This is a genomic window from Variovorax sp. 278MFTsu5.1 (genome assembly GCF_048305045.1).
GTDB lineage: Bacteria > Pseudomonadota > Gammaproteobacteria > Burkholderiales > Burkholderiaceae_C > Variovorax > Variovorax guangxiensis.
On the sequence record NZ_CP157622.1, the window covers coordinates 5339974 to 5358783 of the forward strand.

An 18810-nucleotide genomic window follows, 5' to 3' on the forward strand; every position below is an offset into this window, starting at 1 on the left:
AACTGTCTGGTTAAGTGCAGGCCAGATTGTTTTGGCTCGGCCCACAGTCAGTCAAATTCATTACCATCATCATTCAAATGAATGAAATTCAGCTTTCCCCGGACCAGGATCGCGCAGCGATCAACCTTCGCAGGATCGACCTCAACCTCCTGGTGATGTTCGAAGCGCTCGTCGAAGAGCGAAGCGTGAGCAAGGCGGCGGCCAGGCTCAACCTGACCTCTTCTGCCGTGAGCCACGCGTTACGCCGTCTCAGGGACCAGTTCAAGGACCCCCTGATGCTGCGAACCGCGCAAGGCATGGTTCCGACCCCCGAGGCCGTTCGCCTCGCGAAGAGTTTCAGAAAGGCCTTCAGCGAAATCGAGAACGCCATCGGGGTTGCCGGGGAGTTCGACCCCGCCACTGCGAGAAGGACTTTTCTTCTGCGCGTGTCCGACTATGTCGGCATCCTCCTGCTGCCGCGCCTGTGCGTCGAACTGCGCACCGTGGCGCCGGGTGTCAGCCTCTCGGTGCAGTCTTTCGAGATGCGCCAGCCGTCGGACCGCGTCGAATACGAAGGCGTGGAGATCAGGCTCTCCGTTTCCCGGGGGCACTCCGTTCTTTCCGCCTCCCGACGAATACTGGACGACCGATGGATGGTGTTGATGAGGAAAGGCCACCCCGCCGCATCCGCACCGCTGACCCTGGACAAATACCTCGAACTCGGGCACCTGAAGGTCTCGGGGGTCGGCAGCAGCATCCTCGACGAACTGCTCGCCGAGCGCGGGCTGGCACGCCGGGTCATGATCCAGGTGCCCACATGGCAAGGCATGGTGCCGGTGATCGAATCCACCGACCTGATTGCCGCCATGCCGGCTCACTGGATGGGCAGCGTGCTCTCAGGCTCGAACTGCGTCGCCTTTCCGTTCCCGCTGCCGGAGCTGGCGCTTTCCATCGATGCCGTCTGGCATCCCCGCAACGATCACGATCCCGGCCACAAATGGTTCAGGGAGCTGATCCACCAGATCTTTCAGGACGCGCACAAGAAATCGCACGTGCAAGACTGACGGCGATTGGATGAGCCGGGCGACGCCGCTTCAACCGGCGTGATCAAGCCTTTCCCTAGATGAATCAGGCGGCGACGGCCTCCGCCTGCGCTGCATCCCCCGCGAAGTCGATCAGCACCTTCATCGCTTTCTGCCTGTCGCTCGCCAGCTCGAAGGCCTGGCGCGCCTGCAGCATCGGGAAGGTGTGCGACACCACCGGCGAAAGATCGACGCGCCCTTCGTTGATGAGCTTCACCGCCAGCGCGAACTCGGCATGGAAGCGGAACGAGCCGCAGATGCTGAGCTCCTTCGACACCACCATGTTCTGCGGAATGCTCACGTCGCCGCCCAGGCCGAGCTGCACGACCACGCCGCGCGGGCGCATCACCTCCAGGCCGTCGCGCAGCGCGCGCTCGTTGCCGGAGCATTCGAGCATCACGTCGAAGGTGCCCTTGTCGGCGGAGTAGCGCGAGACCCAGGCCTTGTCCTGCGCGACGTTGATGGCGTTGTCGGCCCCCATGGCGCGCGCGATGGCCAGCGGCTCGTCGACCACGTCGGTGGCGGTGATCTCGGCCGCGCCGTGCGCGCGCGCCGCCGCGATGGCGAGCACGCCGATGGGCCCGCAGCCGGACACCAGCACGCGCTTGCCCAACAAGGGGCCGGCGCGCGACACGCCGTGCAGCCCCACCGAGAACGGCTCGGCCAGCGCCGCCAGGCGCAGCGGCACGTGGTCGGCCACCTTCACGCATTGCGTGGCCTCGCACAGCAGCATGTTGCGGAACGCGCCCTGCACGTGCGGCGTGCGCATCGCGCTGCCGTAGAAGCGCATGTCCAGGCACTGGTTGGGCAGGCCTTCGAGGCAGAACTTGCAGGCGCCGCAGGGACGGCTCGGGTTGACGGCGACCTTGTCGCCGATGCGCACGCTCTCGACGCCGGGCGCCACCGCCACCACGGTGCCGGCAACTTCGTGGCCCAGCACCATCGGCTCCTTGATGCGCACGGTGCCGAACCCGCCGTTGTGGAAGTAGTGCAGATCGGAGCCGCAGATGCCGCCCATCCCGACCTTCACCAGCACCTGGCCGGGGCTGATCTCGCCGGCGTCCTGCTCGTCCAGGCGCAGGTCGTCGGGGGCGTGGATCACGAGGCACATGCAACGCAGGCGCATGATTCTTCTTCCTTCTGTCTTTGTCAGGTGTCAGGCAACGGGGGTGATCAGGGGTCGGCCCGCGAAGTGGGCCTCGAGGTTGCGGCGCACCAGCTCGCCCATGGCGCGGCGCGTCGCTTCGGTGCCGCTGCCATGGTGCGGGGTGAGCACCACGTTGTCGAGCGCGGCGAAGCGCGGGTCGATGCGCGGTTCGTTGAGGAACACGTCGAGCGCCGCGCCGGCGATGGCGCGCGTCTCCAGCGCCTGCAGCAGCGCGGCTTCGTCGACGGTGGTGCCGCGCGACACGTTCACCAGCCAGCCCCTGGGGCCCAGCGCCTGCAGCACTTCGCCGTTGACGATGCCGCGCGTGGCCTCGCCGCCGGGGAGGATGACGATGAGCACGTCGCACCACTCCGCCATCGCGCTCAGGCTGGCGAAGTGGCGGTGCGGGCTCTCCGCCTTCGGCGTGCGGCTGAAGTAACCCACCTCCACGTCGAAGCCCGAGAGCCGCCGCGCGATGGTGCCGCCGATGCGGCCGAAGCCCGCGATGCCGATGCGCTGGCCGAAAACGCGCGTGGCCAGCGGCATGCCGCCGTGGGCCCAGGCGCCGCTGCGCACGAACTGGTCGCCTGCCGGAATGCGCCGCTGCACAGCCAGCAGGAGGCCCACGGCAAGATCGGCCACGTCGCCGTTGAGCACGTCTGGCGTGTTGGTCACGCGGATGCCGCGCGCGCGGCAGGCGGCGAGGTCGATGCCGTCGGTGCCCACGCCGTAGCAGGCGACCAGCTCCAGCTTCGGCAACGCCGCGATGAGTTCGGTGCTCGCGCCGAGTTCGCCGCGCGTGGCGATCGCGCGGATCTGCGGTGCGTGCTCGGCGATGAAGGCCTGCCGGTCAGGCGCCTCCCAAAGGCGGTGCAGCGTGTAGGCCTCCCGCATCGGCGCCATGTCCCATTCGGGGTAGGTGCCAGGCATCAGCACATGCGGAAGAGCGGCGGTGGTGGTCAAGCTGGTGTCCTTTTGGCTGGCGCACAATGATACCGGTAACTTTAATAGTTTCAGCGGACTGCGCGAACTCAGGGTTTACCCATTGACTGGATCAAAAGATACCGGTAACTTATTTGCCTGTCACGCACCAGGAAACTCCCTTGAAACTGTTCGACCTCTCCGGGCGCACCGCCCTCGTCACCGGCTCCAGCAAGGGCATCGGCTTCGCGCTGGCCGGCGCGCTCGGCAATGCGGGCGCCCGCGTCGTGCTCAATGCGCGCGACCCCGCCCTGCTCGCCGCCGCCCGCGACGCCCTGCGCGCCAGGGGCATCGCGGCCGAAGCAAAGGCCTTCGACGTGACCGACGCCGATGCCGTGGAAGCCGGCGTGGCCGCCATCGAGGCCGAGGTCGGGCCCATCGACATCCTCGTCAACAACGCCGGCATGCAGCATCGCGGGGCCTTCGCCGAGTTCCCGGTGGATGCGTGGCACAAGATCACCACCACCAACATCGACAGCGTGTTCCTGGTGGGCCGCTCGGTCGCTCAGCGCATGATCGAGCGCAAGCGCGGCAAGATCATCAACGTGTGCTCGGTGCAGAGCGAGCTGGGCCGCCCGGGCATCGCGCCCTACGCCGCCACCAAGGGCGCGGTGAAGATGCTCACCAAGGGCATGGCGATCGACCTCGGCAAGCACGGCATCCAAGTCAACGGCCTCGGGCCGGGCTACTTCAAGACCGAGCTCACGCAGGCGCTGGTGGCCGACGAGGCCTTCACCGCATGGCTCTCGGGCCGCACGCCCGCGGGCCGGTGGGGCGACGTGGAGGAACTCGGCGGCGCGGCCATTTTCCTGGCCTCGGACGCATCGAGCTTCGTCAACGGCCACATCCTGTATGTGGACGGCGGCATCACCGCGAGCCTGTAGCACCGTGCCGCGAACCCACATCGGCCATCCATGAAGGCCTTCGCATGACGAAGACGACCGCCCCGGCGACGCGCGTGGCCGTGATCGGCGTCGGCATCATGGGCTCGGCCATCGCGCGCCGTCTGCTCGAATGCGGCCACCGCGTGAGCGTGTTCGACCTCGATGCCGCCAAGGCCGCGGCGCCGGCAGAACACGGCGCGATCGCTGCCGCCACGGCGCGCGAGGCAGCCGGTGCCAGCGACTTCGTCATCACCAGCCTCAACTCGGCCGCGGTGGTGGAGCGCGCCGTCTTCGGCGAGGACGGCATCGCGGCCGCCGTGCCGGCGGATGCGCAGCGGCTGCTGATCGACATGTCGTCCATCGACCCTCCTTCCACGCGCCGGCTCGCGCAGTCGCTGCGCGAGCGCACGGGCATGGGCTTCGTCGATGCGCCGCTCTCGGGCGGCGCGCCCAAGGCGCTGCTCGGCCAGCTCACGGTGATGGCCGGCGGCAGCGCCGAAGACGTGCAGCGCGCACGCGCCGTGATGGACAGCCTGTGCGCCAACTACACCCACATGGGCGAAAGCGGCGCGGGCCAGACCACCAAGCTGGTCAACCAGCTGCTGTGCGCCATCGGCTTCCAGGCAGTGGCCGAAGCGGTGCGGCTGGCCGAGGCCGGCGGCGTCGATGCCTCGAAGCTGCCCGCCGCGCTCTCCGGCGGACGTGCCGACAGCCAGATCCTGCGCGAGTTCGGCCCCAAGATGGCCGCGCGTGACTACTCGCCCACCGGCCGCATCGACAACATGCTCAAGGACCTCGAGGCGGTGCAGGCCTTCTCGCAGGGCCAGCGGCTTCCGCTGCCACTGGCGGGCGCCGTCTCGGAGCTGCATCGCGCCTTCGTCGCGGCCGGGCTGGGCGCGCACGACACGGCCGAGATGATGCGGCAGTTCAGCGGCTACGAACGCGGCTGAACGGTCCGCCGCCGTCATCGCACAGATTCGACACAGGAAAGAGAGAAGCCATGTTCATCCGCTGCGCGTTCTTCAGGGGCCGGGTCAAGCCCGGCATGGAAGAAGCCTTCGACCGCCACGTGCACGAGAAGCTCGTGCCGCTGTGGACCCGCTTTCCCGGTGCACTCGAGGTGCGCGTGCTGCGCCAGCTGGAAAGCGACGTGAGCGATCCCGAACTGGCGATGGTGCTGTCGATCCGCTACGCGAGCCGCGAGGACATCGCCCGCGCGCTCGAATCGCCCGTGCGCTACGAAAGCCGCGAAGTGTCGAAGAAGCTGTTCGAGATGTTCGATGGCACGGTCTTCCACACCGTGTTCAGCGCCGAGGAGTTCGCGCTCGCGAACGCTTCCTGACGGGCGGCTTCTTCGCTTCCTTGCCCTCTTCCTTTTCCTTCTGCGGCGCCTTGCCATCGAGGTCCGCCAGCTCCCACACGCCGCCGGCCGCCGACACCAGCGCGTGCGCGCTGTTGATCAGCCCGATGTGCGAGAAGGCCTGCGGAAAATTGCCCAGCTGCCGCTGAGCCACCGGGTCGTATTCCTCGGCGAAGAGGCCCAGGTCGTTGCCCAGCGCCAGCAGCCGCCTGAAGAGAGCGCGCGCCTTGCGCACCTTGCCCATGGCCACGTACACGTTCGCCAGCCAGAAGCTGCACGCCATGAACGCGCCCTCGCCGCCGCCGAGCCCGTCCACGCCTTTCTCGGTGCGGTAGCGGTACACCAGCCCGTTGAAGACCAGCTCCTTCTCGATGCGCGCGACCGTGCCCTGAACGCGCTCGTCATGGATCGGCAGGAAGCCGATCAGCGGCATCCACAGCAGCGCCGCGTCCACCGTGTCGGCGCCGTAGTACTGCACGAACGAGTTGCTCGACGCGTCGTAGCCACGCGCGCAGACCTCGGCGTGGATCTGGTCGCGCGCCTCGCGCCAGCGTTCGATGGGGCCTTCGAGCCCGTATTCCGTGGCGCTCGCGATCACGCGGTCGAAGGCCAGCCAGCACATGATCTTGGAATGCACGAAGTGGCGGGGCTTGCCGCGCACCTCCCACAGGCTGCAGTCGGGCTCCCGCCAGAGTTCCATCAGCTGCTTCGCGATGGCGCGCTCCAGCGGCCACAGCTTGTCCATGTCCGACAGGCCGGCCTTGCGCGCCGCATGGAAGGCCGCGATGACCGAGCCGTACACGTCGAGCTGGCGCTGCCCGTGCGCGCCGTTGCCGATGCGCACCGGGCGGCTGTCCTCGTAGCCGCGCAGCCAGCCCAGCTCGAGTTCGGTGAGCGAGCGTTCGCCGTGCAGGCCGTACATCACCTGCAGCTCCTCGGGCGACCCGCCCACGGCGCGCATCAGCCACCAGCGCCATGCGCTGGCCTCCTCGACGTAGCCCGAGCCGATCAGCGCATAGAGCGTGAGCGCCGCGTCGCGCAGCCAGCAGAAGCGGTAGTCCCAGTTGCGCTCGCCGCCGGGCAGCTCGGGCAGCGAGGTGCTCGGCGCGGCGACGATGCCGCCGGTCGGCTCGTAGGTCAGCGCCTTGAGCGTGAGCAGCGAGCGCATCACCGGCTCGCGGAATTCGCCGTGGTAGCCGCAGCGATCGGTCCACGCACTCCATTCGGCGACTGTGCGCGCCAGCAGCGCGTTGGCATCGCGCGTCACCGGCGGCTTCAGGTGCGAGGGAAACCAGTCGAGGCTGAACGCGATGGACTGCCCCGCCGACACGGTGAAGTCGGCGAAGCTCGCGAAGTTCTCGTTGACCAGCGGCACGCCGGAGCTGATGCGCACCGCATCCGGCCCGGCCGTGGCGAACACCGCGCCATCGCGCCGCTCCATCCACGGGCACCACTCGCCGTAGTTGAAGCGGATGCGGAACTCGGTGTGCATGCTCACCGTGCCCCGTACGCCCCGCACGATGCGCACCACCTCGTGTGTGCCGTCGAGCGCGGGGCGAGGCATGAAGTCGGTGACGACGGCCACGCCCGTGCCTGTACGAATCGTGGTCTCCAGCACAACGGTGCCGGGAAGGTAGCGCCGCGAGACGCGCGCCTTGCGGTCGCGCGCGCACATGGTCCAGTGGCCGTTGCGCTCGTCGCCCAGCAGGCTGGCGAACATCGCGGCCGAGTCGAAGCGCGGCAGGCACAGCCACTCGATGTCGCCGCCCAGATGCACCAGCGCCGCGCTGTGGGTCGAGCCGATGAGCGCGTATTCGCCGATGGGGCGGCTGGCCTGCAGCCTTGAAGAGAGTTGCTTGTTGCGGGTCTTTGGCAAGACTCCGAGTTTTCGTGCCCTCGCAGGCGCCCTGCGCCGGAGGCGAGCGCGCCTGGCTGACGGACAACGCCTATTCAGCGCATCCTTCAAGGGTCTGTTCACACTATTTCCGGGGTCGCGAAGGGCAGCCAGGGCGGGCCAATCAAGGCGCGTGACGACGCGTGTGCATGCGCACACGCTAGGAGCGCAACGCCGAGTGGCCCGCCCTGGCTGCCCTTCCCGCAGGGTTGGTGCTCCAAGGGGCCGTCTGCGGCGTTGCCCGCGCTTGCAGGGCGCCAGCCTTACTGCGCACGCGCGCCTTGCAGCCAGCCCCTTGGAGCACCAACGCGACCCGGGAAATAGTGTGAACAGACCCTAGAGCACATCCTTCAGCTTCGCCCGCAGCCTGCTGATCGCCTGGCTGTGCAGCTGGCACACCCGCGACTGGCTCACTTCGAGGATGGCGCCGATCTCGCGCAGGTTCAGCTCCTCCTCGTAGTAGAGGTTCAGCAGCAGCTGGTCGCGCTCGGGCAGCGCCGAGATGGCGTCCACCAGCTGGTGGCGGAAGCCGCTTTCCAGCAGTTGCTCCAGCGGATCGTCGCTGCTGCGCCGGTCCTTGCGGGCGTCCTGCGAGTGGCTGTCGAGAAAACCGTTGTCGGCGTCGTCCTTGGAGAAGTCTTCCACATACAGCAGCTGGCAGCCCTGGATCTCCTGCAGCAGCGACTGGTAGGCCTCGATGTCCATCTTCAGTTCCCGGGCGATCTCCCCTTCGGTGGGAGCGCGCCCGAGCCTGTGGCCCAGCGCCTGCATCGCCTTCTCGATGCCGCGCGCCGACTGGCGCAGGCCGCGCGAGCCCCAGTCGGCGGCACGCAGCTCGTCGAGCATGGCGCCGCGGATGCGCTGGCTCACGAAAGTCTCGAACTGCGCGCCGCGGTTGTCCTGGTAGCGCGCGGATGCGTCAAGCAGGCCGAGCATGCCGGCCTGGATCAGGTCGTCCAGCTCCACGCTGGCCGGCAGCTTCGCCATCATCTGCAGCGCGATGCGGCGCACCAGCGGCTGGTGCTGCGCGAGCAGGTGCGATTTCTCGATGGTTCCTTGTGCGGTGTACATGGCCGTCGTGCGTCCTTCCTCGGTGCGGAGCCGGCGGCTCAGGCCACGGCCTGCAGCGGGGCTGCCTCGGGCCATGGCCACTGGTCCATCTCGCCCGCGGCGCGGCGGAAGTCGACCGCCGCATGGCTCGCGGGAAAGGCCTCGGCGATGGTCTTCTTCAGCCGCCATGCGTCGGAGACGAGCGGATCGAAGCGCACCCATCCCGCCGCCCGCAGCGACAGCGCGAGGTAGCGGCTGCCGGCATGGGCGAGGTTGTTCATGATCTGGCGCGCGGCCTGCACGTCGACCACGCCGTTGAGCAGGAAGCGCATCTGCTTCAGGCCGTGGGCGTGGTGCAGGCGCTTGATGCCCGCGTAGGCCGAGGTGACCGAGGCCGGATGCGGCTGCAGCACCAGCAGCAGGTCGTCCGCGCACTGCGCGAGCGGCGACAGCCGGCCCTCGCCGTCGAAGGCCGCGTCGATGACGACCACGCCGTCGTGCCAGAACCTGCGCGGGTCGGCCGCGCCTTGCGATGTTCCTCTTGCAGCCGCGGGCGGCGCCGGCAGCACATGCACCCCACAGGCCATGCGTACCTCGGCGCCGTCCAGCGTGAGGCGCCCGGCCGCGACGTCGACAAGGCCGCCCAGCGGGTCGATGTCCCAGACCTCGCAGGCCGAGCCCTCGGCGCGGCAATGCTCGTCCAGCAGCAGCACGTTGCGGCCCTGCCCCACCAGCGCCACGGCGAAGTTCATCGCGGCGGTGGTGCCGCCCGCGCCGCGCCCCATGCCGGCCACCGCGAGCACGCGCGCCTGCGTCGGCGCGAGCAGGCGCCGGAGGCCGTCCGCCTGATCCGCAACCAGCTTGTTCATCGCAGCGCCCTCAATCCTGCCGCTCCAGCTTCTGCGGCTTCTCCAGCGCGCGGGGCGACTGCACCGGCGCGGTCGATTCGGTGCCAAGCGCGTCCAGCAGCAGGAAGAGCTTGCCAAAGCCCGCGTAGAGCGCGCTGCCGCTCATGGCGCGGCCGTTGCGTGCGGGGCGGCCGGTGAGCTGGCCCATCAGCGCGCGGGCACGGTCGGCCCATTCGCCTTCGGCCTGCAGCAGGCGCCACACGGTGGAGGTCATCTGCCCGGCGATCAGCAGCCGCTTCATGATGTCCGGGTCGCCCAGCTCGCCGATGCCGCCCACCAGCTGCACGCCGTCGCGCAGCAGGCGGAAGCAGGGCTCGGCATCCACGGCCCAGCCCAGCCACTGCGCGAGCTGGCGCGCCGAAACCTCTGTACCGACGTTCGACAGCGCATGACTCAGCGCCAGTACGTTGCCGCTGCGCGCATCGACCACGCGCGTGGCGATGCAGCGCAGCGCCGGCATCTCGTCGCGTGCGATGCCCGCCGCCATCGCGGCGGCATTGAAGCGCAGCACCACGTCGGCATGCGCCACGGCGAGCAGCGCCGCCTTGCCGCGGAAGCGCACGGGGCGCTCCTCGGCGAACTCGAAATCCATGCGCGCGAGCGTGTCGGGAGAGCCGGTGCGCGACTCGATCACGGCCGTGGAACCCGGCGCGCGCGCCAGCCAGCGCTGGCCGGCGGCCTGCCACTGCACCATGGCCTCGATGCCGGGCAGCCGCGTCAGCAGATGGACCATCGGGCGATGGCCGAAATCCTGCTGGCGCAGCCATGGCACCTGGCGTGCACCGGGCTTGCGCGCGGCGTCCTTGGTGCCGCGCGTGGCCGCCGTCGAAAGCCACTGGTTGGGCGCCGCCATCGGCAGGCCCGTGCGGTCCGACAGCAGCAGGCTGCCATGGCATTCGTAGGCATCGCCGCCTTCGTTCGAGCGCAGGCCGACCTGGCCGCACAGCGCGAGCACGTAGCTCTCGCTGCCTGTGGCCACTTCGCTGCGCGCATGCACCAGCAAGTCCTGCAGCACGGCCTTCTGGCCCGCCTCCTCGTCCGTGGCCTGGCGCCACAGCGTACGTGCGCGCTCGAAGCCGATCTGCGAGCCGGCCAGCGCGCTCGCCGTGGTGGCAAGTTCCTGCGCGTCGTGCGCCATCGCGCGGATCAGGTTCTGGTACTTCAGGCGCAGCAGGTCGGTCTCGCCCTGCGCCTTCTGCACCGCCAGCTGCGAGGCGGCGCCCGAAGCGGCGTCTTCCTGCAGGTCGCTCTCGGCAGGAACGAACAGCGGGCTGTGCTGGCGCGGCTGGAACACGCTGTCCACCAGCTGCGCGCGGTCGGCCTGCATCAGGTTCTCTGGCACCTTCTGGCCGCTGGAGATGTAGTGCACCGGCAGCCGATGGCGGATCACGGTGTCGATCAGCGCGCCCGGGTGCGTGGCTTCGTCGACCTTGGTGAAGATGCAGCCGGCAAGCTCGTTGCCGTGGCGGTAGGCGTGCACCACCTCGTTGAGCGTGTCGCCGTGGCTGGTGGCGTTGAGCAGCAGCAGCTTCTTCACCGGCCTCGGGCTTTGGCCCAGCATGGCGATCTGCTCGGGCACGGCGCGGTCGCGCTGGCTCATGCCGACGGTGTCGATCAGCACCATGTGCTTCTCGCGCAGGTCGCGCAGCACGAGGTGCAGGTCGGCGGCGTCCTTCACCGCGTACACCGGCACGTTGAGGATCTGGCCGTAGATGCGCAGCTGTTCGTAGGCGCCGATGCGGTAGCTGTCGGTGGTCACCAGCGCGAGCTTGTCGGCGCCGAAGCGCATCACGCAGCGCGCGGCCAGCTTGGCGGTGGTGGTGGTCTTGCCCACTCCGGTCGGGCCCATCAGCGCATAGACGCCGCCCTGGGCGAACAAGGCATCCTCATCTTCGTGCACGGGCACGGCGCGGATGAGTTCCGAGCGCACGTAGGCCATGCCTTCTGCGTAAGTGCGCCCGGTGGGCAGCTTCTCGAGCATGGCCTTGGAAAGCCGCGCGCTGAAGCCCGCGCCCAGCAGCGTGCGCAGCAGGCGGCCGCGCACGGGGTCGCGGCGCTGCCTGTCGTTCCATACCACGCTGGCGAGCTGTTCCTCGATCATGCCGCGCATGGAATGCAGCTCTTCGAGCACCGTGTCGACGGGGGCCGGGACGGGTGTTGCAATCGGCGCAGCGGCTGCGACGGGCGCAACGGGCGCAGGCACCGGCGGCATCGGCATCGCACGCGCGACCGGCGCCGGCGCAGCAACCGGTGCCGCCACGATCGGTGCAGCCACGGGCTTCGCAGGCGCACTGCCCTGCTGCACCACGCCCTGCACTTCGCCCTCGACCATGGCGACGATCTCCACGCCTTCGGCGGTGACGCGATGCGAGAGCACGATGGCGTCGGCGCCCAGCGCCTCCCTGACCAGTCGCAGGGTTTCGCGGCTGGTGGCCGCGACGAATTTGCGCGCGGTGGCGCGCACGTCTGTCTGTTGGGGGGAATTCAACCTCGTCCTCCGATGGCGGTGGTGACCTTGATGGTTCGGGAATCAGGAATCTCTGCGTGCGACAGCACCTTGAGCTGCGGCAGGCTGCGCCGCAGGAAGCGCGACAGCAGCACGCGCAGCGCGTGCTGCACCACCAGCACGGGCGCGAGGCCCATCTGCTCCTGGCGGGTGATGGCGGCCTGCGCCTGCCGCAGCAGGTTGTCGGCGATGCCGGGCTCGATGCCGCTGCTGTTGGTCAGCGCCTGCTGCAGCACGCCGTCGAGCGAGCCGTCCAGGCCGATGACCTGCATCTCGCTGTCGCCCGGGAACAGCTGCTGCGTGATCGCGCGGCCCAGCGCCAGGCGCGTGAGCGTGGTGAGCTCGGTCGGGTCCTTCACGGTCGGCGCGTGCTCGGCCATCACGTCGAGGATGGTGCGCATGTCCCGGATCGGCACTTCCTCGTCGAGCAGGTTCTGCAGCACCTTGTGCAGCGTGCTGAGCGACAGCACCTTCGGCACCAGGTCTTCCGTGAGCTTGGGCGCGGTCTTGGCGATCTGATCGAGCAGCTGCTGCACTTCCTGGCGGCCCAGCAGCTCGGCGGCATGCGTCTGTATGAGGTGGTTCAGGTGCGTGGCCATCACCGTGCAGGCGTCGACCACCGTGTAGCCGTACACCTGCGCCTGCTGGCGCAGGCTCGCGTCGATCCAGGTCGCCGCGAGGCCGAAGGCCGGGTCGCGCGTGGGCGTGCCGGGCAGCGTGCCGCTGACCTGCCCCGGGTTGATGGCCATCCACTGGTTGGGGAAGGCTTCGCCGCGGCCGATCTCCACGTCCTTCAGCGTGATGACGTAGGTGTTGGGCTTGATCTCCAGGTTGTCGCGGATGTGCACCACCGGCACCAGGAAGCCGACTTCCTGCGCGATCTTTTTGCGGATGCTCTTGATGCGACCCAGCAGCTCGCCCTGCTGCGACTGGTCCACCAGCGGAATGAGCCGGTAGCCGACCTGCATGCCCAGCGGGTCGACCATGGCCACGTCGTCCCAGGTGGCCTCCGCCGTCTCTGCGGAAGACGCGGCGAGGTTCGCGGCCTGCGCGGCGGCCGCCTCCTGCGCGGCCTGCTGCTTCGGCTTGCGCTGCAGCAGCCCGCGGCCCAGCCACACCAGGCCGCCCGCGATCAGCAGGAACGCCAGGTTCGGCATGCCAGGGATCATGCCCAGCAGGCCAACGATGCCGGCCGTGAGAAACAGCACCTGCGGGTTGGAGAAGAGCTGGCCCGTGAGCTGGCTGCCCACGTCCTCGTCGGTGGTCACGCGCGAGACGATCACGCCCGCGGCGGTGGAGATCACCAGCGCCGGGATCTGCGCCACCAGGCCGTCGCCGATGGCCAGCAGCGTGTAGGTCTTGCCGGCGGTGGAGAAGTCCAGCCCGTGCTGCACCATGCCCACCACCAGGCCGCCGATGATGTTGATGACCATGATGAGCAGGCCCGCGATCGCGTCGCCGCGCACGAACTTGCTGGCACCGTCCATCGAGCCGTAGAAGTCGGCTTCCTGCGCCACCTCGGTGCGGCGCTTGCGGGCCACGTCCTCGCCGATCAGGCCGGCGTTGAGGTCGGCGTCGATGGCCATCTGCTTGCCGGGCATCGCGTCGAGCATGAAGCGCGCGCCCACCTCGGCGATGCGGCCCGCGCCCTTGGTGATCACCATGAAGTTGATGAGCACGAGGATGATGAAGACCATCACGCCCACGGCGAAGTTGCCACCCACGAGGAAGTGCCCGAAGGCCTCGATCACCTTGCCCGCCGCGTCGGCGCCGGTGTGGCCGTTCATCAGCACCACGCGCGTGGAAGCCACGTTCAGCGACAGGCGCAGCAGCGTGGAGAACAGCAGCACCGCCGGGAAGGCCGCGAAGTCCAGCGCCTTCATCGTGTACATGCTCACCAGCAGCACCATCACCGACATGGCGATGTTGAAGGTGAACAGCAGGTCGAGCAGGAATGGCGGCAGCGGCAGCACCATCATGCTCAGGATCATGATGATGAGGATCGGACCGGCCAGGCCCTTGAGCTGCGAGCCCGGGAAGAATCGCGCGGGCATGCGCATCAGGTTTGTCATCGCGTTCATGCGGCAAGCTCAGCCGCATCGGCGGCGCTGTATTGAAGATCTGCGGGAACCGGCAGGTCGGTGGGCGTGCGTGGCGCTTCGCCGCCTTCGGCCCTCCAGCGCCGAAGCTGGTAGACCCAGGCGAGCACCTCGGCCACGGCGGTGTAGAGGCCTGCCGGAATCTCGTCGCCCAGCTTCGTGTGCCTGTAGAGGGAGCGCGCGAGCGGCGGCGCTTCGAGGATCGCCACCTTGTGCTCCTTCGCCAGTTCGCGGATGCGCGCGGCCACGAGCTCGGTGCCCTTGGCCACCACGCGGGGGGCGCGCATGCCGCCCTCCTGGTACTTGAGCGCCACGGCGAAGTGCGTGGGGTTGGTCAGCACGATGTCTGCCTTGGGCACCTCGGACATCATCCGGCGGCGCGCCATCTGCTGCTGCTGGCGGCGGATCGCGGCCTTGATGTGCGGATCGCCTTCGCTTTCCTTGTGCTCCTGGCGCACGTCCTCGCGCGACATGCGCAGCTTGCGGTAGTAGCTCCAGAGCTGGAAGGGCACGTCGATCAGCGCCACCAGGAACAGCGTCGCGGCGATCAGCACGCAGTGCCTGGCCACCAGCACGACCGCATGCGGCAGCGCGTACTGCGCGGGCTGCGCCATCAGGGCCATCAGGGTGCCGATGTCCCTCGACACCACCCACCAGGCCACGCCGCCGATGAGCGCCGACTTGGCCAGCGCCTTGAGCAACTCGGCAAGCGACTGCGAGGAGAACATGCGGCCGATGCCGGCCAACGGGTTGAGCTTGCCGAAGTTCGGCGCCACCGACTTGGTGGAGAAGAGCCAGCCGCCGAGCATCATCGGCGCGACCACGGCTGCGACGATCATCATCGCGAACATCGGGCCGATGGCGCCGAGCGCCTGCATCGACATCAGCCCGGTGCGGGCCAGCATGTAGGAAGGGTCGAAGGCTGCCGCGCGGTCGAACTGCAGTCCCATGCGCAGCGCGCCGTTCATGCTCGTGCCGAGCGACTCCGACGCGAGCCACAGGCCGGCACAGGCCGTGCCCAGCATGACGAAGGTGGTGAGCTCGCGGGAACGGGCTACGTTGCCTTCCTCGCGGGCCTTTTCAAGGCGCCGCTCGGAGGCGGGTTCCGTTTTCTCGAGATCGCTTTCCTCAGCCATTCATGCTCCGAACCAGCAGTGGCGAAGTACGCCTTGCTCATGGCCAAATTATTGAATTCGACCCTCCGGAACAATCTGTCGATCAGGGCCCTGATAGCCCTGCAATTCGGACAATAGAAAGGGGCCGGCAGGCCCCTTGAGATCAGAAGCCGAGGCTCTCCAGCAGGTCGTCGACCTGCGCCTGGTCGGTGACTGCATCGGGGTTGCCGGGCTTGACCTGCGGGCCGTTCTGCAGGCTCTGCACGGCCTCGTGGCGCTTCTCGGGCGCGGAGTTGTCGATCAGCACCTGCAGCAGCTGCGTTTCGACGTCGTTGACCACTTCCATCATCTTCTTGATGACCTGGCCCGTGAGGTCCTGGAAATCCTGCGCCATGAGGATTTCCATGAGCTGCGAGTTGATCGCGCTCGCTCGCTCGGGCACGCCGTCGAGGTAGCCGCGCGTGTCCAGCACGAGTTCGCGCGCGTGGTCGAGCTCGATGGGATTCTTGAACCACTCGTCCCAGCGCTTGCTCAGGCCCTTGGCATCGGTGGACAGCGCTTCCTGCAGCGGCTGGGCCACGTCGATGGCGTTGAGCGCGCGGTGCGCCGCGCGCTCGGTGGTGGCGGCCACGTAGCTCAGGCGGTCGCGCGCATCCGGAATGGCCTGCGCGGCCCTGGCCACCTGCTTGTCGAGGCCCAGCTCGCGCAGGCCTTCGCGCAGCTGGCGCGTGAGCTGGCCGATGCGGCCCAGCAGTTCTTCGGTGGTGTTCGCGGGTTCCGCGACGGCGGCGGCGGCGGAGTTCTGGCTCATGTCAGGCCGCTTCCTTCGCGAGTTTCTCGAAGATCTTGGTGAGCTTTTCTTCGAGCGTTGCGGCGGTGAAGGGCTTCACCACGTAGCCGTTGGCGCCGGCCTGGGCCGCCGCCACGATGTTCTCCTTCTTCGCCTCGGCCGTGACCATCAGCACCGGCAGCTTCTTGAGCTCGGGGTCGGCGCGGATGGTCTGCAGCATGGTCAGGCCGTCCATGTTGGGCATGTTCCAGTCCGACACCACGAAGCCGAAGTTGCCGCCGCGCAGCTTCTCGATGCCGGCGGCGCCGTCCTCGGCTTCGTCCACGTTGTGGAACTCCAGCTCCTTCAGCAGGTTGCGCACGATGCGGCGCATGGTCGGGAAGTCGTCCACAACCAGGATTTTGATGCTCTTGTCGATCACGATATTTCCAACTCCAAGGTCGTTTTCTTTTCTCTCAAACTCGGTTCGTACGTTCACCGAACGTGCGAAGGTGTGCCAGCACGCGGCGGCTGACTTCGGCCAGGGGCGACACGTCGTCCACCGCGCCCAGCGCGATGGCCTCGCGCGGCATGCCGAAGACCACGCAGCTGGCCTCGTCCTGCGCCAGCGTGTGTGCGCCGGCGCGCCGCATGCGCAGCAGGCCCTCGGCGCCATCCTTGCCCATGCCGGTCAGGATGATTCCGATGGCATTCTTGCCCGCGTGCTTGGCGGCCGAATCGAACAGCACGTCGATGGACGGCCGATGGCGGTTCACCGGCGGCTCCTGGTCGAGGTGCGCCACGTAGTTGGCACCGCTGCGCGCGAGCGACAGGTGGAAGCCGCCGGGCGCGATGTAGGCATAGCCCGGCAGCACGCGCTCGCCGTGCTCGGCCTCCTTCACGTTGATGCGGCACAGACCGTCCAGGCGCTGCGCGAACGAGCGCGTGAAGCCCGCGGGCATGTGCTGCGCGATCATCACGGCCGGCGAGTCGGGCGGCAGCGGCTGCAGTACTTCTCGGATGGCCTCGGTACCGCCCGTGGAAGCGCCGATGATGATGAGCTTCTCGGTACTCAGCAGCGGGCTGCGCAGCAGAGATTCCTGCGGTGCCTCGCCGCCGGGGCGCGCCGGGGCGGCATGCCGCGCGGGCAGCAGGCGCGCACTGGCCGCGGTGCGGATCTTGCCGGCGATCAGTTCGGTGTAGTTGAGCAGGCCGTCGCGCACACCGAGGCGCGGCTTGGTCACGAAGTCGATGGCGCCCAGCTCGAGCGCGCGCAGCGCGATCTCCGAGCCGCGCTCGGTGAGCGAGGAAACCATGACCACCGGCATGGGCCGAAGCCGCATGAGCTTCTCGAGGAATTCGAGCCCGTCCATGCGCGGCATTTCCACGTCGAGCGTGAGCACGTCGGGGTTGGTGACCTTGATGAGGTCGCGCGCCACCAGCGGGTCGGCCGCCGTGCCCACCACCGTCATGTCGGGCTGGCTGTTGATGATCTCCGTCATCACGCTGCGGATGAGCGCCGAGTCGTCAACGCACAGCACCTTGATCTTCTTCACGCTCACAGGTTTCCTTTGTTATCGGCAGCCGATGCAGCGCGCGGGCCGGAGAGCCTGCGCAGCAGCTCGCCCTCCTCGTGCTGCACCTGGCGCACTTCTGTCTGCGCGCGCAGCTTGCGCACGATGGCCTTTCCCGTCGCCGGCACGAAGCACACGCGGCGCGCATGCGGCCCGCGCAGGTCCTGCGCGGCGACCTCGATGCGCTCGTTGCCCAGGTAGCGCAGCACGAAGTCGGCGTTGCGGTCGCCGATGTTGAGCGTAGTCATGTTCGCCAGCACCGCGCCGCCGCCGAAGACCTTGGCCTTGAGCCGGTCGCGGCTCGCGCCCGCGCGCACCAGCTCGCGGATCAGCACGTCCATGGCGTAGGTGCCGTAGCGCATCGATTCGGTGGCGTCGCGCGTGCCGGCCGAGGCGCCGGCTTCGCCGTCGTCGGGCAGCATGAAATGGTTCATGCCGGCCACGCCCGCCTCGCGGTCGTGCAGGCAGGCGGCCACGCAGGAGCCCAGCACCGTGCTGAGCGCGGTGTTGCTCGATGTCACGTAGTACTCGGAGGGCAGCAGCTTCACGGCCATCATCCCGACGTCGCGGTCGAAATAATGATGGCTCGCCACCGAGCCCGGGGCGGCCGCATTCGAGGCCGCGCTCATGAGGAAGCACCCGCGGCACGCGAGCGCGCCAGCTCATACACGGTCTGGCCCAGCGGGCGGAAGGCCTGGTTGACCAGCGAGGCGTTCTCCGAATGCCCGGCGAACAGCAGGCCGTCGGCCTTGAGCAGCGGCGCGAAGCGGTCGAGCACCTTCTTCTGCGTCGGCTTGTCGAAATAGATCATCACGTTGCGGCAAAAGATCGCGTCCACCGGCTCCTTCACCGCCCAGGCGCTGTCGAGCAGGTTGAGCCGCGAGAACTTCACCATCGCCGCGACCTCGGGCCGCACGCGCACCTTGCCCGCGTTGGAGCCGGTGCCCTTGTTGAAGAAGCGCCGCAGCCGCTCGGGCGCGAGCCTGCGCACCTGCTCCGCGGTGAAGACGCCGGCGGAGGCCTTGGCCAGCACCGCCGTGTCGATGTCGGTGGCGATCACGCGCGAGGCCGCGGCCTTGTCGCCCAGCGCCTCCATCAGCGTGATGGCGATGGAATAGGGTTCCTCGCCCGTCGATGCCGCCGCGCACCACACGGTGACGGGCTGCTTCGCCTTGCGCACGTGCTCGGCCAGCGTCGGGAAGTGATGCGCCTCGCGGAAGAACGAGGTGAGGTTGGTGGTCAGCGAGTTGATGAAGAGCTGCCACTCCTCGCCGTCCTGGCGCTGTTCGAGCCAGTCGAGGTACGAGGCGAAGTCGGGCAGCTGCAGCTCCCTCAGCCGGCGCGAGAGGCGGCTGTAGACCATCTGCCGCTTCTGCTCGCCCAGGGCGATGCCGGCGCGGCGATGGATGAGGGTGCGCACGCGCGAGAAGTCGCTGTCGGTGAAAAGGAACTCGGTGGTCAC

At 68.5% G+C, this 18810-nt stretch carries 17 protein-coding genes; 4 read left to right on the forward strand and 13 right to left on the reverse strand.

Features of this window, described 5'->3' with window-relative positions:
* Positions 1-77 precede the first annotated feature (77 nt).
* Positions 78-1043, forward strand: coding sequence for a LysR family transcriptional regulator (locus ABL844_RS24680; protein ID WP_184641093.1), 966 nt, complete (start codon positions 78-80; stop codon positions 1041-1043).
* A 64-nt stretch (positions 1044-1107) separates the two neighbouring features.
* On the opposite strand, the gene ABL844_RS24685 is transcribed toward ABL844_RS24680, so the two are convergent.
* Together ABL844_RS24685 and ABL844_RS24690 are read right to left on the reverse strand one after the other, a co-directional pair.
* Positions 1108-2187, reverse strand: a complete 1080-nt coding sequence (locus ABL844_RS24685; RefSeq protein WP_418129351.1) for an L-idonate 5-dehydrogenase — start codon at positions 2185-2187, stop codon at positions 1108-1110.
* A gap of 30 nt (positions 2188-2217) precedes the next feature.
* A complete protein-coding gene (locus ABL844_RS24690; RefSeq protein WP_418129353.1) occupies positions 2218-3171 on the reverse strand; it encodes a 2-hydroxyacid dehydrogenase in 954 nt (317 codons plus the stop codon).
* A 140-nt stretch (positions 3172-3311) separates the two neighbouring features.
* On the opposite strand from ABL844_RS24690, the gene ABL844_RS24695 reads away from it, so the two are divergent.
* Genes ABL844_RS24695 through ABL844_RS24705 form a run of 3 tightly spaced genes read left to right on the forward strand, consistent with a single transcriptional unit; the run spans position 3312 to position 5415 of the window.
* Complete coding sequence (locus ABL844_RS24695; RefSeq protein WP_126023337.1) at positions 3312-4073, forward strand: SDR family oxidoreductase; 762 nt, start codon at positions 3312-3314, stop codon at positions 4071-4073.
* Positions 4074-4117: 44 nt separating this feature from the next.
* Positions 4118-5023 carry an NAD(P)-dependent oxidoreductase gene (locus ABL844_RS24700; protein WP_418129355.1) on the forward strand — a complete coding sequence of 302 codons (906 nt, stop codon included), beginning with the start codon at positions 4118-4120 and terminating at the stop codon, positions 5021-5023.
* Positions 5024-5073: 50 nt separating this feature from the next.
* Positions 5074-5415 (forward strand): hypothetical protein, encoded by a 342-nt coding sequence (locus ABL844_RS24705; protein WP_126023335.1) that lies wholly within the window; start codon positions 5074-5076, stop codon positions 5413-5415.
* Here the strand turns inward: ABL844_RS24705 and ABL844_RS24710 are convergent.
* The 11 genes from ABL844_RS24710 to ABL844_RS24760 all read right to left on the reverse strand — a co-directional run bounded on the left by ABL844_RS24710 (position 5378) and on the right by ABL844_RS24760 (position 18810).
* Positions 5378-7309: a glycoside hydrolase family 15 protein gene (locus ABL844_RS24710; RefSeq protein ID WP_418129357.1), complete on the reverse strand. Its 1932-nt coding sequence runs from the start codon at positions 7307-7309 to the stop codon at positions 5378-5380. The two genes, ABL844_RS24705 and ABL844_RS24710, sit on opposite strands and share 38 nt — an antisense overlap.
* A gap of 354 nt (positions 7310-7663) precedes the next feature.
* Positions 7664-8398 carry an RNA polymerase sigma factor FliA gene (locus ABL844_RS24715; RefSeq protein WP_126023334.1) on the reverse strand — a complete coding sequence of 245 codons (735 nt, stop codon included), beginning with the start codon at positions 8396-8398 and terminating at the stop codon, positions 7664-7666.
* 38 nt (positions 8399-8436) lie between these two features.
* A complete protein-coding gene (locus ABL844_RS24720; RefSeq protein WP_418117567.1) occupies positions 8437-9246 on the reverse strand; it encodes a MinD/ParA family ATP-binding protein in 810 nt (269 codons plus the stop codon).
* A 10-nt stretch (positions 9247-9256) separates the two neighbouring features.
* Complete coding sequence (gene flhF, locus ABL844_RS24725) at positions 9257-11773, reverse strand: flagellar biosynthesis protein FlhF (protein WP_418129358.1); 2517 nt, start codon at positions 11771-11773, stop codon at positions 9257-9259.
* Positions 11770-13872 (reverse strand): flagellar biosynthesis protein FlhA, encoded by a 2103-nt coding sequence (flhA, locus tag ABL844_RS24730; protein WP_418129359.1) that lies wholly within the window; start codon positions 13870-13872, stop codon positions 11770-11772. Before flhA ends, flhF begins: the two co-directional genes overlap by 4 nt.
* A complete protein-coding gene (flhB, locus tag ABL844_RS24735) occupies positions 13869-15026 on the reverse strand; it encodes a flagellar biosynthesis protein FlhB (protein WP_418129361.1) in 1158 nt (385 codons plus the stop codon). Before flhB ends, flhA begins: the two co-directional genes overlap by 4 nt.
* A gap of 142 nt (positions 15027-15168) precedes the next feature.
* A complete protein-coding gene (cheZ, locus tag ABL844_RS24740; RefSeq protein ID WP_418129363.1) occupies positions 15169-15816 on the reverse strand; it encodes a protein phosphatase CheZ in 648 nt (215 codons plus the stop codon).
* Between the two features lies 1 nt (position 15817).
* Positions 15818-16216 (reverse strand): chemotaxis response regulator CheY, encoded by a 399-nt coding sequence (cheY, locus tag ABL844_RS24745; RefSeq protein WP_126023328.1) that lies wholly within the window; start codon positions 16214-16216, stop codon positions 15818-15820.
* A gap of 34 nt (positions 16217-16250) precedes the next feature.
* Positions 16251-17330: a protein-glutamate methylesterase/protein-glutamine glutaminase gene (locus ABL844_RS24750; RefSeq protein WP_418129365.1), complete on the reverse strand. Its 1080-nt coding sequence runs from the start codon at positions 17328-17330 to the stop codon at positions 16251-16253.
* Positions 17331-17332: 2 nt separating this feature from the next.
* Entirely contained in the window at positions 17333-17977 is a 645-nt protein-coding gene (cheD, locus tag ABL844_RS24755) for a chemoreceptor glutamine deamidase CheD (protein WP_418129366.1), read from the reverse strand.
* Positions 17974-18810, reverse strand: a complete 837-nt coding sequence (locus ABL844_RS24760; protein WP_126023325.1) for a CheR family methyltransferase — start codon at positions 18808-18810, stop codon at positions 17974-17976. The genes cheD and ABL844_RS24760 overlap by 4 nt, the downstream gene beginning before the upstream one ends.